This window comes from Kovacikia sp. CALU 1929 (genome assembly GCF_056784235.1).
This window is the reverse complement of sequence record NZ_JBXBCF010000090.1, coordinates 192,943-206,989: the sequence shown is the minus strand read 5'-3', so window position 1 is coordinate 206,989 and position 14,047 is coordinate 192,943. Positions and strand designations below refer to the sequence as shown.

Here is a 14,047-nt window from a genome sequence, read left to right as displayed (position 1 = left end):
AAAAGTTAACAAGTTTCGACTGATGTAGTTTCTTGCAAAAGAACTGGTCAACGAAGAAGATGCAAACTTTCTTGTTTAGCTGCTATCTGCCGCGACAGACAGCGAATAGCCTGATCAATAAGTGACAGGATAAAATAACGGGAGTCTAGCTCTGAGATTTAGCGATGGACAGAAGCACTGTAGAACGGCAACAGCTCCTTGAAGCAGTCAGCGCTCTTCCTGAAGAGGTTTTGATGGAACTTGCCAGTTTTCTCAACTATCTTCGTTATAAATCAGCTCAACATAGGGAAGCTAACAATCACTCTCCTAGTTTTTTAGTTGTAGTTGCAGGCTTGGGTAATTCTGGTCAGTTTAGGTTAATCAATTCTTAACACCTCTGCTGCCTCAGCTTGAGTCATTTGTTGAGTAGCGATAATGTTGCTGATCCTACGAGCAAGTTCTGCTTTGACAAGCAATTTCGTCAGCGTTCTCCAAGCTCAAATCTGCAAACACGTTACCACTACTAGCTTGTACTCTCATTTCTTCGGTCATATCTTACTCTCTCTTCGGTATCGTTTATGCTCCGTTGGAGAAACGTCTGGCAGCGGTAGAAGCTGCGATCTCCCAGTTGCAGCAGCAAATTGCAATTTCTCAGCCGACGAACTGGCTGCAACAAATGACAGGATCACTTTAAAGAGGAGCATGCCTTTAAGTTGAGGAGATACTCACTTATGGGCGAGTAATTCGTCAGGGAGATAGAGATAGTGGTTGCATTTCGCTAGAATAATCCAGCCCAACCTATAATTCCATTTAGGAAAGTAAATAGGCGATCGCTCAGCGATAACAAACTCTTCCAACCGTCAGCTCTATAATTAAAAAGAGTTTAGCCAGTTTGCAGATTTTGAACAGAGGGGAGACCAGTCGCTTATGGCAATGATCGAGACGAAAACCGAACCTATGGTGCTCAACATGGGTCCCCATCACCCTTCGATGCATGGGGTGTTGCGGTTAATCGTCACACTCGACGGCGAAAATGTGATTGACTGTGAACCCGTGATTGGCTACCTGCACCGGGGTATGGAAAAAATTGCCGAAAACCGCACGGTGGTCATGTATGTCCCCTACGTCAGTCGGTGGGACTATGCGGCTGGCATGTTTAACGAAGCGATCACAGTCAACGCACCCGAAAAGCTGGCTGGGGTTCAGGTGCCCAAACGTGCCAGCTACATTCGCGTCATCATGCTGGAGCTAAACCGGATTGCTAATCACCTGCTCTGGTTTGGTCCCTTTCTGGCAGATGTCGGTGCCCAAACTCCCTTCTTCTACCAGTTCCGTGAGCGGGAAATGATTTACGACCTGTGGGAAGCGGCAACGGGCTACCGCATGGTCAACAATAATTACTGGCGTGTGGGTGGCGTTGCTGCTGACCTGCCCTATGGCTGGGTGGATAAATGCGAAGACTTCTGCGATTACTTTATCCCCAAGGTGGATGAATATGAGCGACTGGTGACCGACAACCCCATCTTCCGCCGTCGCATCGAAGGGATTGGCACCATCACCCGTGAAGATGCGATTAACTGGGGGCTTTCCGGTCCCATGCTAAGGAGTTCCGGGGTCAAGTGGGATCTGCGTAAGGTAGACCATTACGAGTGCTATGACGACTTTGACTGGGAAGTGCAGTGGGAAACCGCAGGCGATGCCCTTGCCCGTTATACGGTGCGGATGCGGGAGATGCGGGAATCTGTAAAAATTATTCGGCAAGCATTGAAAGGCTTACCCGGTGGTCCCTACGAGAACCTGGAGGCACAACGGATGGCAGCCGGACCGAAGTCTGAATGGAATGGATTTGATTACCAGTTCATTGGTAAGAAGGTTGCGCCAACCTGGAAAATTCCTGCCGGTGAACACTACGTCCGTCTGGAAAGCGGCAAGGGGGAACTTGGCATTTTCATCATGGGCAATGACAGTGTTTTCCCGTGGCGTTTCAAGATCCGCCCGGCTGACTTTAATAACCTTCAAATCCTTCCCCATCTGCTGCGCGGTATGAAAGTCGCAGATGTGGTGGCAATTCTGGGCAGTATCGATGTGATTATGGGGTCGGTGGATCGGTAGATAGTTGCTATACCAATTCTCTTTGAAGCTGCACAGAAGAAAGCCTTCTAGACCAGGAGCTTAAGCCCCTGGTTAAGTGCAACTAATATTGAACTGGTGTTAGTTGTTGGTGGTTAGAGAGCCTTCTAACCACCAATAACTAACAACCAACAACTGCTTAAACCGTCGTGAAGTTGATTCGGGTAATATCGTCAATCCTGACGCCTGCCAGATAAGCCAAATCCTCTCCAGTGGCAGTTACTTTAATCAATGTGCCTCCTCGGAATCGGCTGATACTCAAGTCCGAAACACTCAAACCACCTCTGAGGGCAAGGGTCGTTTTGTTGAGCTGGAAATTGAAGAGGGTGTCGGTTCCGTTCCCCTCAGCCAAAACTACTGTGTCACGACCACCTCCCAGCCAGATAACATCATCCCCAGCACCGGCATCAATTGAATCATTGCCGGAACCTGTGTAGATGATATCGTTGCCATTGCCCCCGAAGATCAGGTTGTTGCCATCCCCGGCAAAGATGATGTCATTGCCATCGCCGCCATAGATGACATCATTTCCAGAGCCAGTTCGGATCAAATCATTGCCCGCTCCGCTGTAGATCAGATTATTGCCATTGCCAGCTTCGATAACATCATTACCATTGCCGCTGTTAACGATGTCATTGCCAGAGCCACTCCTAATCAGGTCGTTACCGTTTCCACTATAGATATTGTTATTGCCTCCGCCAGCCAGGATAATGTCATTGCCTGCCAAACCGTAGAAGATTTCACCCACACTTCCACCTCTCAGAACGTCACTGCGATCTGTGCCATTAATCACAGGTTTGTAGCCCTGTCCATTCTGGGTTGTGATTCCGTAAAAGGTTGTGGTTCTACTCACTTCGTTACTGACGATGAGCAGGGGTTGACCCGTGGGACTATTCTCAGAAGAGACAAAGACTAGCCCTTCGGGGGCAACATCACCGGGGGTAATGGCATATTGCACAAAGGTTGGGTTGGTGGGATTGGAAACATCAAACACCATTACACCGCCCGTGCGCTCCAGCCCGATAAAGGCGTAGGTGCGTCCATCAATGACACCAACAGCAACCCCTTCCGGCTCCGGTCCCTTGTTATCGCTGCGCGTGTCAAAGCTAGCAGGAGTGCCATCGGAGTTAAACTGAGCGGGAACAAGAACCGCGGTCAGTTGCTCCAACTGGTCGCCACTGTCGTAAACAAGATTAATTTGACTATCCCAAATGGAGAAGGAGCGGGCACCAAAAGCGTAGATTTGATCAAAATCGCCGTCTCCATCGGTGTTGCCCAGTGTGGTTGTGACTGTCAAACGACCGAGTGCAGCGTTGTCTTTGAGTGCAGCCCCATTAGGAAAGGCTGTTGGATCCAAAGTGTAATTATTACTGCCCACCCGAACTTCTTCGGCAAAGCCAGTGTAGTCACGGGCATCACCTTCGTTGGCTGAGATCAGGTAAGTTTCTCCATTAATGGTGAAAGAGGCGATCGCATCGGGTTGATACATGCCAAACACGGGCCAGGGTTGAATATTAATGCGACCCGTATTATTGAGACCGTCGCGATCGCTGGCATCCATAGCATTTCCGGGTAAACTGTGGTCCTTAAAGCCCAGGGGCTTGATATCGGTAATTTGACCACTGGCAATATCAAGCATCGCCAGAGCGTTGGCTTCCTGAAGTGCAATCCAGGCAGTGCTGGAATCGCTGGATACCGTGATGTATTCAGGTTCCAGATCCTGAGCAACCGTAGCGTTGGGTCCAAAAATTCGTATACCCTGGGCAATCAACGCATCTCTCTGAGAATTAAACGCTGTAAAATCAGCCGTTCTCACGGTTGCCTGAAACACTCCGTTGGACAGATCGATAATACTGACAGAACCTTCCGGGTCAACCGAATCGGGCTGATTGTAGCTATTGGGTTCTCCTTCATTGGCAACCAGTACCCTCCTGCCATCGGGTGTAAAGGTTAACATGTCGGGCAGGGCACCGACTGTCACGGTATTGAGCAGGTTACCATCCACATCGTAGAAGGCAACGCTTCCGGGAGCCTGTTTATTGGCATTTTCCAGCGCCACTGCTACGACACCATTGTTAATGGCAACGCTATTAGCAGTACCAATCGCAGACGTATCCAGCGATCGAAACAGCCGAGGACTAGCCGGATTGCTGGTATCCAAAATGTCCAGGAACTGAGTACCAGAGACGATAAATGTCCGTTGCGTCAAGGGGTCAAAAGCTGAGATCTCAGAACCCGTGGAAGGGGAAGCATAGGTTCCGAGGGAAGTCAGGGAAATTGCCATCAAAGTCTCCTTGTGAGGAAATATAGCTTTTCTTTGCAGCACAACCAGCAGAGGGTTTGTAACCCTCTGCTCAAGCCGTGGATTTAACCCACGCAAAGTTGCAAGTGAAAATACCGATAATATTTATACTTCGGCATGGATCCTAACGGTGAATCTTCACAAGATCTTGATATTTTTATTTAACCAGAAATTAATTGGGACTTAATTCCCCTTTAAAGTCCTTCGTAGTGGGGGCGGGCGAGTGGGAAACTCATCCATCCATTCACCTATTCACGCCATCACCAGGCAAGCACTTCTATCAGCCAGTGGTAAATCTAGCCATTAAAAAAGTTGGGTTTCGCTAGTGCTTGACCCAACCTCCGTTGAGAAAATTTAGATTGCTGTCCTAGGGGTCTGTCAAGAATTATTTTGTAGGTTTTCCAACCCACAAAATAATAAACCCCTTTCCTATCCCACGCTCACAAACACAAAGTTGACAACCTACTAGGACTCGCGCATTACGTAACCAACGCCACGAACGGTCTGGATCAGGCGCTTTTCACCTTCGTCTTCAATCTTGAGGCGTAGATAGCGGATATAAACTTCAATCACATTAGACTCACCTACAAAGTCATAACCCCAAACATTTTCTAGAATCTGTTCACGGGTTAGTACTTCACGGGGATGCTCCATTAAATACTTGAGCAGGTCAAACTCTTTCATCGTCAGGTCGATCGCCCGCCCGTTACGAATCGCCCGCCGGGTTGAAAGATCCAAAACCAGGTCGCCAAATCGTAACTTCTCGCTATTGGGACTGTCCGGTTGCAGATACAGCCGCACCAGTTGCAGAAAGTCATCGGTACGATAGGGCTTGAGGAAATAGTCATCGGCTCCAGCTTCCAGGCAAGCCACCCGGTCATCTACCGTATCACGAGCCATTAACAACAAGACGGGAGTATGATTCCCCAGCGATCGCAGGCGGTTGCAGAACCACAAACCCGATTCTCCCGACAGCATCCGGTCTACCACAATCAGTGACGGGTGCATTTCTGAGGCTTGGTGCAGCCCACTCACCGCATCCTGTGCCACTACCGTGTCATACCCCGATTCCTGAAGGTCAAGGCTGACATGCCTTGACAAGGCTTCATCAGTTTCAACCAACAAAACAGAAGGGCTTGGCTCAACAGCAGTTGGGTTCATAGCATCACAGGAAAGAAAAATATATGTCCCATTTTAAAGGGACGCACCAAAAAGCAATAGGTATTAATTCCTGGTGTTCTTCCTGTTTTAGCACGTCGGCAAATTTTTGTCCTTTAAAGTGGGGGATTGGGTAATACCAGTTTCATTTAAGGATGAGCAGAACTAACCCTTGTCAGGCAAGGGGCTTAAGCCCCTTGTTCAGTGCAGCCTCATAAAGAAATGGGGTAAAGAGTGGAAAGTGAAAAAGTAGCCACCTCGAACTCTCAACTCTCAACTCTCAACTCCTCCCCCCCTTTAATCTCTAAGGCAGTTCCACTGAAGCGGGTTTGGCGATGTGGGGAAGCCCCCAACCTAGTTTTTCCCGCAGGACGCGGAAAAACTCCGGTGGACCTAGTCGAATGAACCGGGCAGCATAGGGCGATCGCTCCATCCTCACCTGGTCATCGGGCATGATGTAGCAGCCCCCATTCCCATCAACCACCATCACCAGTTGATTGTGGTTAGCAGGAAAAATAGTGACTGGCTCCGTATCGGCAAATACCAAGGCACGGGATGCCAGGGAATGGGGACAGATGGGAACCAACTGCAATACGGGCACATTCGGTGTCACAACCGGACCTCCGGCGGAAAGGGAGTAGGCAGTAGATCCAGTCGGGGTAGAAATAATCAACCCATCCGCTGCAATGTCAACCCGGGCATGGGTACCAATTTGCACCTCAAAATGGCACATGCTGGTCAACGGTTCCCGGTGAATTACCATCTCATTCATACAAAGCGCTTCCCAGAGCAGGAAGCCTTCCCGAAAGAGCTGTACTGTTAGCATCGCTCGCTCTTCTACCTGGTAGCGATCCGCCACCACATCCTCGATCGCCTGCGGTAGCTGGTTCAAATAGGTTTCGGTTAAAAAGCCCATATGACCCGTATTAACCGTCAGCAGAGGAATGCCGTAAGGGGCAACCTGACGACAGGCAGACAGCACGGTACCGTCCCCACCTAACACAATGGCGAAGGACATCTCAGAATCAAAACCCGGTGGATTGAGAAGATTAATCGATGTATGGCAAACCGGGCGGTTCGGGCTAGAGTAGCCCAAAATGCCGCCAACTCCCGTTGCCAGGTAAACTTCCCAACCACAGGAAACTAACTTGTCCTTTAGCTCTTCAGCGATTCGACAAGCAATGGGTTTGATATCGTTGTAAATAATGCCAGCTTTAGGCACGGTGGCAATTAGGATTCAGAAGGGCAGATGAATTAAGTTATAGGGACTATATCATTTCGTGCTGTTTTCCTGGGCGATCGCGGCGGCTTTTGTACTTCTATTCCACACATTTTCCCCAACCACCCAAACAGCTACTCTAAAATCTTGGATATTTGCGCTTTTCTTTCTTCTTGGATTTTTCGTAGTCCAGTTCTTTCAGCTTTTTCAAAATCCGGCTGAAATAGTCCTGCATGTAAGCTTCTAGGGTTGTGGTTTCATTCGGGTCTAACCCAAAGGTGGCATACACTTCATCCATTGGAGCTGTGAGCGCCTTGCCGGTACCCACCACTTCTGTAAACGCCAGCCGATCCGATACGTTCCAGGTCCATTGAAAGAATCGGGTAACATTGCGAACACCCCTCAGCAACTCAATTGGCATCCGTGAAACCTTTGCATCCTTACCAGCGAGCCGTTCACATAGCCGAATAATTTCATAGGCACCCCAGGCACGGGAACCCACCACCGGAAATGAGCGATTCACAGTTTCAGATACCTTCAGCGATTGAATCGCGAACCTGGCAATATCCTGAGTGTCCATATAGGCGATCGGGGAAGTATCGCCCATGACCCAAACTGCCTGCCCTTCCAAAATAGGAATCGCATACTGTCCAATTAGCCCCTGCATAAAGCCGCACGGGCGCAGGATGGTATAGCTCAGTCCCGACTCTGCCAGAAAAGCTTCTGTACAACGCTTAATTTCCATCAAAGGGACATTCGGATACTTTTCGGCATCCAAAATTGAAAAGAAAATAAAGCGCTCTATCTGGGCTGCCTTTGCCGCATTGATCAAGTTCAACTTGCCTTCCCAGTCCACTTGCTTAATGCTAAGGGAGTCTGTGGCGCGAGCGGTAGCTGCATCAATCACAGCCGTAACTCCTTCCAGAGCTGGCTTTAGCGTCTCAGGTTCACAGATGTCACCGGGCACCAGTTCTGCCCCCCACTCCCTTAAAAATGCAGCTTTCTTAAAGCTGCGCACCAGGCAGCGAACCTGGTACCCCTCATCCAGAGCGCGACGGGTGACTTGCCTTCCTAAGGTGCCAGTTGCACCAACGATTAATAGAGTCATTAGAGAATGGTGACAAATTCTTAACTTTTCGTAAGATTCTATCAGAAATTGCTGCCTGATCTGGAGAGATTCTCAGGGAAATTAGAAAAACTGTGTAGAAATATTTCAAAAAGTGTCCGTTGGAATTCTCCAGGATGGGTTTCCCAAAGAATTTTTCCGTCCAATGTCTGGTGATGTAAGGTCGATGTAAGCTAGGCTGGGAGTAAGCTAATGCTAAGTTCGGACTGCGAAGTCGGTCAGCGTATCCAGATTTCTGCCTGCGCGTACTCGTGCTTCAGAGTAGACGTTTTACGCGGTAAGGTGGAGGGATGGACAGCCCACCACCTGCTTTTGGCAGTAACGCCATTTTGAGCGCACCAGGGTTACAAACAACTTCGTGTTGTCTATATACTTTTATCTAATCTTCTATGGTTCGCTCTAAATTGGTTTCTGATTATCCGACTCCCGATGGCTCAGCCCGCAAAATGGGGGATGATCTGAATTGTGCCGTTCAGCATCCGATTGACCTGGCTCATGTACGTCAGTTGCACCGTGATATCCTGAGCGTTGATAAATCTCAGCGAATGGCAGAGTTTTTCAGCCTGCTAGGAGACGCAAACCGATTGCGAATTTTATCTGCCCTGGCAACCCAGGAACTGTGCGTCTGTGACCTGGCAGCGGCTGTGAAGATGAGCGAGTCTGCCGTCTCTCACCAACTTCGTGCTCTCCGAGCCATGCGGTTGGTCGGCTACCGCAAGCAGGGGCGCAATGTTTTCTACTATCTGAAAGATAGCCATGTGCTTAATCTCTACCGAGAAGTGGCAGAGCATCTAGATGAGACGGACTAGTGCAGGAAGGCAGAAGGATGAAGGCAGAAGGCGAAATTTCGATAACTTCTAAAGTTGAGCATCCAGACACTGAACGGTGACAAACCGCTAGTAAAAAATAAGAAATAAAAGACGAAGGAAGAAGGGTCTTTTTAGCCTTCCTCCTTCAGCCTTTCAAATCACTCTTCTCCACCCTGGATTTTGAGCATTAGAAAGCCCAGGCTTAAACCAACCAGGACAAGAATGGAAGCGAGGATGGCGGCGTTAAAGATTTCACCAGACATTGTGTTATGTTCTCCCTTTGCAATCGCGTATGCTCACAAGCTTTGATAGTCGTTGTAGTCTTGATTTCGACCATCAACTGAAAATGACTGTGTTAAGCATTTTAAACCAGATTGATCACACTTCTCGAAATACCTCATCTTTAACACCATGCCCGGTATCACAGACTTTCGCCCTCGACTGGCAGTCACAGTGGGTGACCCCGCAGGAATTGGACCTGAGGTGGTTCTCAAAGCCCTGGCAGATCCCCAAATCCCAGAGGAAAACCAGGTGACGGTGGTGGGGAGCCGAGCAATGCTGGAACAGACCTATTGCCAATTGCGATCGCTCAACTCCAAGCTGCTCCTGGCTAATCCCGACCAGTTGACCATTTTTGATATATCCGAGCCTACTCTGGAGCAGGAAATCACCTTGGGTCAGGAAAGTGCAGCCAGTGGGGCTGTCAGTTTTCGCTACCTGGAACAAGCGATCGCCTTGGCGCTGGCCGGCAAATTCGACGGTATTGTGACTGGACCGATTGCCAAATCTGCCTGGAAAGCCGCCGGACATCATTACCCCGGACAAACCGAACTCCTGGCAGAAATGGCAGGAGTCGAGCGGTTTGGCATGCTGTTTGTGGCGCGATCGCCTTACACAGGTTGGACCTTACGAACACTCCTGGCAACGACCCACATTCCCCTCCGCCAGGTACCCGATGCACTGACCCCAGAATTAATGAGCCGCAAACTGGATTTGCTGGTGGACTGTTTGCAGCAAGACTTTGGAATTGAACAGCCAAGCATTGCGATTTCTGGGCTGAACCCCCACAGTGGGGAACAAGGACAGTTAGGGCAGGAAGAGCTTGACTGGCTGATTCCCTGGCTGAAGCAAAGACGTTCTCATTTGCCCCATGTCCAGCTTCAGGGACCCGTTCCACCAGACACGCTATGGGTGAAACCTGGTCAAGCCTGGTTTGGGGTGGGGCGAGTAGGGGAACAGAGCGATAGGGTGGCAGAGGGGCAGAAGGGCAAAGGAGCAGGGGAGCAGAGGAGCAGCAATCCATCCTCTCTGGAGGCTCAACATCGGATCCAAATTTCAAACCTAAAATCTAATGGCTCAGATCCTGCGGATGCTTATCTGGCGCTGTACCATGACCAGGGTTTGATTCCAGTAAAACTGATGGCGTTTGATCGAGCAGTCAACACCTCTATTGGCTTACCTTTTGTGCGGACTTCCCCGGATCATGGAACGGCGTTTGACATTGCCGGGAAAGGGATTGCCACCGCCAGCAGTATGAACGCCGCCATTCAACTGGCAACAGAACTAAGTCAGCAAAGACAAAGCAACCTCTGTTTGAACCGAAATTGAGTGATTGCTTCTGCTTTAAATGGCTACCCCCTGAGGGGGTAATTTTTCCCAGCCCATTTCCCTAGATCTCTGACAGAATATACATTTTGGTAAAAACAGGAAAATATCAGGTCAGGCTTTGATGACTTTTTCAAAGCTTCTTAATAGAATCAAAGTGGGATTAACGCGAAAATGGAAACGGTTCAGTATACCTGACTACATATTTATTTTGGGCAAATCAATTGATTGTATTTGCCAATTAACGGCTTCCATGCCAGCCATGCCCATATCTTGTACATTCCGTTCGAAATAATCCATTAGCCAGCTCAGAAGGGTGATTATGCTTCAGTCTGCACAGTACTCGCTAGATATGATTCAGGACGAGGCTCGTGAACTTGTTCGTCAGGGAGCCGTCAGCCGTCACCAACCCATTTACATTCTTTGCCAGTTTATCCCACCCCGTGAATGGGCTTGCATTGAATGCGAGCTTGAGCGTTGCAACTTTTTGTTAAGGGATCGAATTGGCGATCTGATGGGCCGTGAAGAGTGGGAAAACGATTAATCCATAAGTGCCGATTAGGTTGACGGGGTATGGGGAATCGGCTGAACAGGTTTACCCATGACCGGTGGTGTTTCAAATGTCTGGGTGGTGGCTGGTAGGGGCATTGCACTGCAATGCCCCTACTATGGAATAATTCCGTAGTGCAGTCTCTCGGCTGCAAGCAGGCAAAAGGTGCGATCAGGAGGTTGATTTAGAGTTTCTTAACTGTTCTAACTCAGCCCGCATAGCAGCAATTTTCGCTGTTAGTTCTTGTAATTCCGTTTGAATATCGGGAGGGACAGTAGGGGTTGGAGTTGTGGTGGAGGAACCCCTGGGATCAGGAGGTGTTGCTGAAGATGATGAATGACTCTGGTTATTCAGGATCGTATCGACGTAGCGACGGGCTTCTTGCTCTGTAACGGCTCCTTTCTCAGCCCATTCCTCTGAAAGTTGGCTCCACTCTAATTGCAGCTTGGCAAGATTTTCCTCTCGCTTTTGGGCATCTTGCACTGATTCAACCAGGGAAGTCGTTGCGCCGAGGGTAACGTGAAAACCCTTTTGGAGAAATTCCACAAAGTTGTCAGAGTTCATAGGAATTCACACTTTCTGCTGAAGGTGCCTTGATTTTACTGTATGGATTGAGGCGTTAACTGTTGTGCTCCAGGTATAGATTAATGTCCTCTACCAGGCGACTGAGTTCAGCTTCCGTTGTTAACCGAATTCGGTCATCTCTGAGAGTGACTAATACTTTGGCAGCAAAGGGAGAAGACCAGATATTGGGATTGCAGAAGATTTCTAGAAACACTTCGCCCGTATGCTGATACTCCATTGGTTTCTGAGGAGTTGCCCGCCCCCCTGGAGTCGCCTGGGCTGCCGTCGTTTTGAGACTACTCATTAAGGCCGTCAGGGCTGCCTGAAGCTCTTGAGCTGCCTGAGGGGTAAAACTAAATCGGACGGAACCTTCAACCAGATTCAGAGTTAGTTGGGAAGAAGCCATGAGCAAGGTAAGGATTTGAGCGATTCCCTTACCATGTTACTGGGGAGGGTGACCAAAGCGGTAAACTAATTGGCATACAAGTAAGTTAAGTGTTCGCATAGGAACTGCTGTGGTCACTGATAACCGTTCTGAAGTGCGCAGGGTTTTGCTGATCACATTGCTGCTGAACCTGTTTGTCGTTGGTTTGAAAGTGCTTGTGGGCGGGATGACAGGTTCTCTTAGTTTGGTGGCAGATGCACTGCATAGTGTGACGGATGGGGCAAATAATGTGCTGGGTCTGGTTGCCACACGGTTTTCCTCACCTCACCCCGATCGCGACCATCCCTATGGGCACCAGAAATTTGAGGCGGTAGGGGCGCTGGGAATCGCGGCTTTTTTGGGGATTGCCTGTTATCAAATTCTGCAAGGGGCAATTGAACGAATAGTTTCGCCAAACCATGAGCCTGTAACCTTTTCGGCTTCGGAACTGTGGCTATTGCTGCTTGTGCTGGGGGTCAATATTTTTGTGGCGTTTTACGAGCGTCGGGTTGGGTACCGGGTCGGTAGTCCGATTCTAATTGCCGATGCCAAACACACCATGAGTGACATCTGGGTGACGATCGCCGTTTTGGCAGGGTTGATTGGGATCTGGATCTGGGATTTTCAGTGGTTAGATGTGGTGCTATCGTTTCCGGTTGCCTTGATGGTGTTCTGGAGTGGTTGGACGGTCATTCGGGAGAACTTGCCCTGGCTGGTAGATGAGATGGCGATCGCCCCGGAAGCCATCCATAGCATTGCCATGCAGGTGTCAGGCGTGGTGAACTGTCACGCGATCGCCTCTCGCGGGATAGTTGGGCGGCAAATCTTCATTGAGATGCATTTAGTTGTGAAGGCAACGGATGTGGAGACCGCTCACCACATTACGGAAGAGGTGGAAGCCCGTTTAGAAGAACGGTTCGGTCCTGCCCGCATTTTGATCCATGTTGAACCTCCTGCCTATCAAGAGAATCACATCAGTTATGAGTCGGAGACGTGAGTTGGGATATATCGATGGCGGGTTGCGATCGCAAATAGCAGGACTGAAAAGGTGAGTATTCCAGCCAGATAAAAAGGATAGGCATAGGTGATTGGATTGGCTTGATTGATGATCATTCCGGCAATGACAGGACCAAAGGCATTGGAAACATTGAGATAGGAAGCATTTAAGCCTAGTGCCGTCCCTTGAATTTCTGGCTTGGCATTGAGAGAAATCAATGTAGTGATCATGGGCTGAACCAGTGAATTAAACAGGGAAAACATAATACTGACCACAACAAAGTAAGTAATATTGGGAATCACTGGCATCAACATAAAAGACAGACTCCGCACAAAAATCCCTAAAAACAAAATCGACACCAGACTAATCTTCTGGGTCAGAAAGGTAATTCCCCTGGTTTGCATGATCATGGTCAGGCTGCCAAATGTCACAAACAGCAGTGTCAGAGATTGGCTATTTTGCCCTAGCACTTGAATGAAGTAAGGCTGAAAGGCAAAGGTGAAAATGGTGAAGGTGGTGCCAATCAGGAAGTTGATGATCAACAGAATGCCAATTCTTGGCAGCAGCAACCCTTTGACCAAATTACCTAATCCCAAATCAAACATATTTTGTGCCTTGGCGGCTCTGGTTTGCAGGGTTTCGGGCAGAAAAAAGATTGTCACCAGCAACGCAACCAGGGCGATCGCACTTGATACCAGAAAGCTTGCCCCCAGGGAAACCCGCTGCGCTAGCAAACTGGCTGCTGGACCCAAAATAAACCCTAGCCCAAAGGTGAGAGCGCTATAAATCCCAAATGCCTTTGCCCGCTCCTGGGACGGTACCACATCAGAGACAACCGCCTGGGAGACAGCCACATTTCCCCCTGTGATTCCATCCAGAAACCGGGCAAAAAATAGAATACTGGCACTGCTGGCAGTGCCAGCTACAAAATTTGCAATCACCGTACCAATCAGGCTGATAATCAGTAGGGGTTTGCGTCCAAAGCGATCGGATAACTTACCAATCACAGGAGTGGCAAAAAATTGAGCGCCAGAATAAATCGAGAACAGTAAGCTGGTTTGAAAATCAGTCAATCCAAACTGCTTGCCATACAGGTAAAGAACTGGAATCAGAATCGTGAAACTGATTGAATTTGCAAAAGCAATCAGGGCAGTGATCCAAAAATTGCGATTCATGAAATTTGA

At 49.0% G+C, this 14,047-nt stretch carries 14 protein-coding genes; 6 read left to right on the top strand and 8 right to left on the bottom strand.

All coding sequences use genetic code 11. The annotated features are described in order from the left end of the window. Nucleotides 1-164: 164 nt before the first annotated feature. The gene (locus tag AC1S52_RS25380; RefSeq protein ID WP_482031830.1) at nucleotides 165-371 is read left to right on the top strand and encodes a hypothetical protein; all 207 of its coding nucleotides are present in this window, start codon (nucleotides 165-167) and stop codon (nucleotides 369-371) included. 535 nt (nucleotides 372-906) lie between these two features. After that, nucleotides 907-2,091: an NAD(P)H-quinone oxidoreductase subunit H gene (locus tag AC1S52_RS25375; RefSeq protein ID WP_482031829.1), complete on the top strand. Its 1,185-nt coding sequence runs from the start codon at nucleotides 907-909 to the stop codon at nucleotides 2,089-2,091. 157 nt (nucleotides 2,092-2,248) lie between these two features. Here the strand turns inward: AC1S52_RS25375 and AC1S52_RS25370 are convergent, their stop codons facing one another. The 4 genes from AC1S52_RS25370 to AC1S52_RS25355 form a co-directional block, all read right to left on the bottom strand. Then, nucleotides 2,249-4,393 (bottom strand): choice-of-anchor I family protein, encoded by a 2,145-nt coding sequence (locus AC1S52_RS25370; RefSeq protein ID WP_482031828.1) that lies wholly within the window; start codon nucleotides 4,391-4,393, stop codon nucleotides 2,249-2,251. A gap of 483 nt (nucleotides 4,394-4,876) precedes the next feature. Continuing rightward, entirely contained in the window at nucleotides 4,877-5,572 is a 696-nt protein-coding gene (gene nblR, locus AC1S52_RS25365; RefSeq protein ID WP_482031827.1) for a response regulator transcription factor NblR, read from the bottom strand. A 301-nt stretch (nucleotides 5,573-5,873) separates the two neighbouring features. Beyond that, a complete protein-coding gene (locus tag AC1S52_RS25360) occupies nucleotides 5,874-6,791 on the bottom strand; it encodes an NAD(+) kinase (RefSeq protein WP_482031826.1) in 918 nt (305 codons plus the stop codon). A gap of 136 nt (nucleotides 6,792-6,927) precedes the next feature. Continuing rightward, the gene (locus AC1S52_RS25355; protein WP_482031825.1) at nucleotides 6,928-7,896 is read right to left on the bottom strand and encodes an SDR family oxidoreductase; all 969 of its coding nucleotides are present in this window, start codon (nucleotides 7,894-7,896) and stop codon (nucleotides 6,928-6,930) included. A 407-nt stretch (nucleotides 7,897-8,303) separates the two neighbouring features. On the opposite strand from AC1S52_RS25355, the gene AC1S52_RS25350 reads away from it, so the two are divergent. Continuing rightward, the gene (locus AC1S52_RS25350; protein WP_482031824.1) at nucleotides 8,304-8,723 is read left to right on the top strand and encodes an ArsR/SmtB family transcription factor; all 420 of its coding nucleotides are present in this window, start codon (nucleotides 8,304-8,306) and stop codon (nucleotides 8,721-8,723) included. Nucleotides 8,724-8,881: 158 nt separating this feature from the next. Here AC1S52_RS25350 and petM read toward each other — a convergent pair whose 3' ends face one another. Continuing rightward, entirely contained in the window at nucleotides 8,882-8,986 is a 105-nt protein-coding gene (gene petM / locus AC1S52_RS25345) for a cytochrome b6-f complex subunit PetM (RefSeq protein WP_482031823.1), read from the bottom strand. A 148-nt stretch (nucleotides 8,987-9,134) separates the two neighbouring features. Here petM and AC1S52_RS25340 point away from each other — a divergent pair, with 148 nt between their 5' ends. Together AC1S52_RS25340 and AC1S52_RS25335 are read left to right on the top strand one after the other, a co-directional pair. After that, nucleotides 9,135-10,331: a 4-hydroxythreonine-4-phosphate dehydrogenase PdxA gene (locus tag AC1S52_RS25340; RefSeq protein ID WP_482031822.1), complete on the top strand. Its 1,197-nt coding sequence runs from the start codon at nucleotides 9,135-9,137 to the stop codon at nucleotides 10,329-10,331. A gap of 319 nt (nucleotides 10,332-10,650) precedes the next feature. After that, on the top strand, nucleotides 10,651-10,872 hold the full coding sequence (locus tag AC1S52_RS25335; protein WP_482031821.1) for a DUF4327 family protein: 222 nt from the start codon (nucleotides 10,651-10,653) through the stop codon (nucleotides 10,870-10,872). Between the two features lie 177 nt (nucleotides 10,873-11,049). On the opposite strand, the gene AC1S52_RS25330 is transcribed toward AC1S52_RS25335, so the two are convergent. After that, entirely contained in the window at nucleotides 11,050-11,442 is a 393-nt protein-coding gene (locus AC1S52_RS25330) for a hypothetical protein (RefSeq protein ID WP_482031820.1), read from the bottom strand. Between the two features lie 55 nt (nucleotides 11,443-11,497). Beyond that, nucleotides 11,498-11,848, bottom strand: coding sequence for a hypothetical protein (locus AC1S52_RS25325; protein WP_482031819.1), 351 nt, complete (start codon nucleotides 11,846-11,848; stop codon nucleotides 11,498-11,500). A gap of 109 nt (nucleotides 11,849-11,957) precedes the next feature. Here AC1S52_RS25325 and cdf31 point away from each other — a divergent pair, with 109 nt between their 5' ends. Continuing rightward, nucleotides 11,958-12,863 (top strand): CDF family zinc efflux transporter Cdf31, encoded by a 906-nt coding sequence (cdf31, locus tag AC1S52_RS25320; RefSeq protein ID WP_482031818.1) that lies wholly within the window; start codon nucleotides 11,958-11,960, stop codon nucleotides 12,861-12,863. Here the strand turns inward: cdf31 and AC1S52_RS25315 are convergent. Next, nucleotides 12,845-14,038 (bottom strand): MFS transporter, encoded by a 1,194-nt coding sequence (locus AC1S52_RS25315; RefSeq protein ID WP_482031817.1) that lies wholly within the window; start codon nucleotides 14,036-14,038, stop codon nucleotides 12,845-12,847. The two genes, cdf31 and AC1S52_RS25315, sit on opposite strands and share 19 nt — an antisense overlap. Nucleotides 14,039-14,047: the final 9 nt, after the last annotated feature.

What these genes read in the sequence shown, in the direction of transcription:
- AC1S52_RS25380 (WP_482031830.1), top strand. Translation starts at nt 165, where the DNA reads ATGGACAGAAGCACTGTAGAACGGCAACAGCTCCTTGAAGCAGTCAGC.
- AC1S52_RS25375 (WP_482031829.1), top strand. Translation starts at nt 907, where the DNA reads ATGGCAATGATCGAGACGAAAACCGAACCTATGGTGCTCAACATGGGT.
- AC1S52_RS25370 (WP_482031828.1), bottom strand. Translation starts at nt 4,393, where the DNA reads ATGGCAATTTCCCTGACTTCCCTCGGAACCTATGCTTCCCCTTCCACG.
- nblR (WP_482031827.1), bottom strand. Translation starts at nt 5,572, where the DNA reads ATGAACCCAACTGCTGTTGAGCCAAGCCCTTCTGTTTTGTTGGTTGAA.
- AC1S52_RS25355 (WP_482031825.1), bottom strand. Translation starts at nt 7,896, where the DNA reads ATGACTCTATTAATCGTTGGTGCAACTGGCACCTTAGGAAGGCAAGTC.
- AC1S52_RS25350 (WP_482031824.1), top strand. Translation starts at nt 8,304, where the DNA reads ATGGTTCGCTCTAAATTGGTTTCTGATTATCCGACTCCCGATGGCTCA.
- petM (WP_482031823.1), bottom strand. Translation starts at nt 8,986, where the DNA reads ATGTCTGGTGAAATCTTTAACGCCGCCATCCTCGCTTCCATTCTTGTC.
- AC1S52_RS25340 (WP_482031822.1), top strand. Translation starts at nt 9,135, where the DNA reads ATGCCCGGTATCACAGACTTTCGCCCTCGACTGGCAGTCACAGTGGGT.
- AC1S52_RS25335 (WP_482031821.1), top strand. Translation starts at nt 10,651, where the DNA reads ATGCTTCAGTCTGCACAGTACTCGCTAGATATGATTCAGGACGAGGCT.
- AC1S52_RS25330 (WP_482031820.1), bottom strand. Translation starts at nt 11,442, where the DNA reads ATGAACTCTGACAACTTTGTGGAATTTCTCCAAAAGGGTTTTCACGTT.
- AC1S52_RS25325 (WP_482031819.1), bottom strand. Translation starts at nt 11,848, where the DNA reads ATGGCTTCTTCCCAACTAACTCTGAATCTGGTTGAAGGTTCCGTCCGA.
- AC1S52_RS25315 (WP_482031817.1), bottom strand. Translation starts at nt 14,038, where the DNA reads ATGAATCGCAATTTTTGGATCACTGCCCTGATTGCTTTTGCAAATTCA.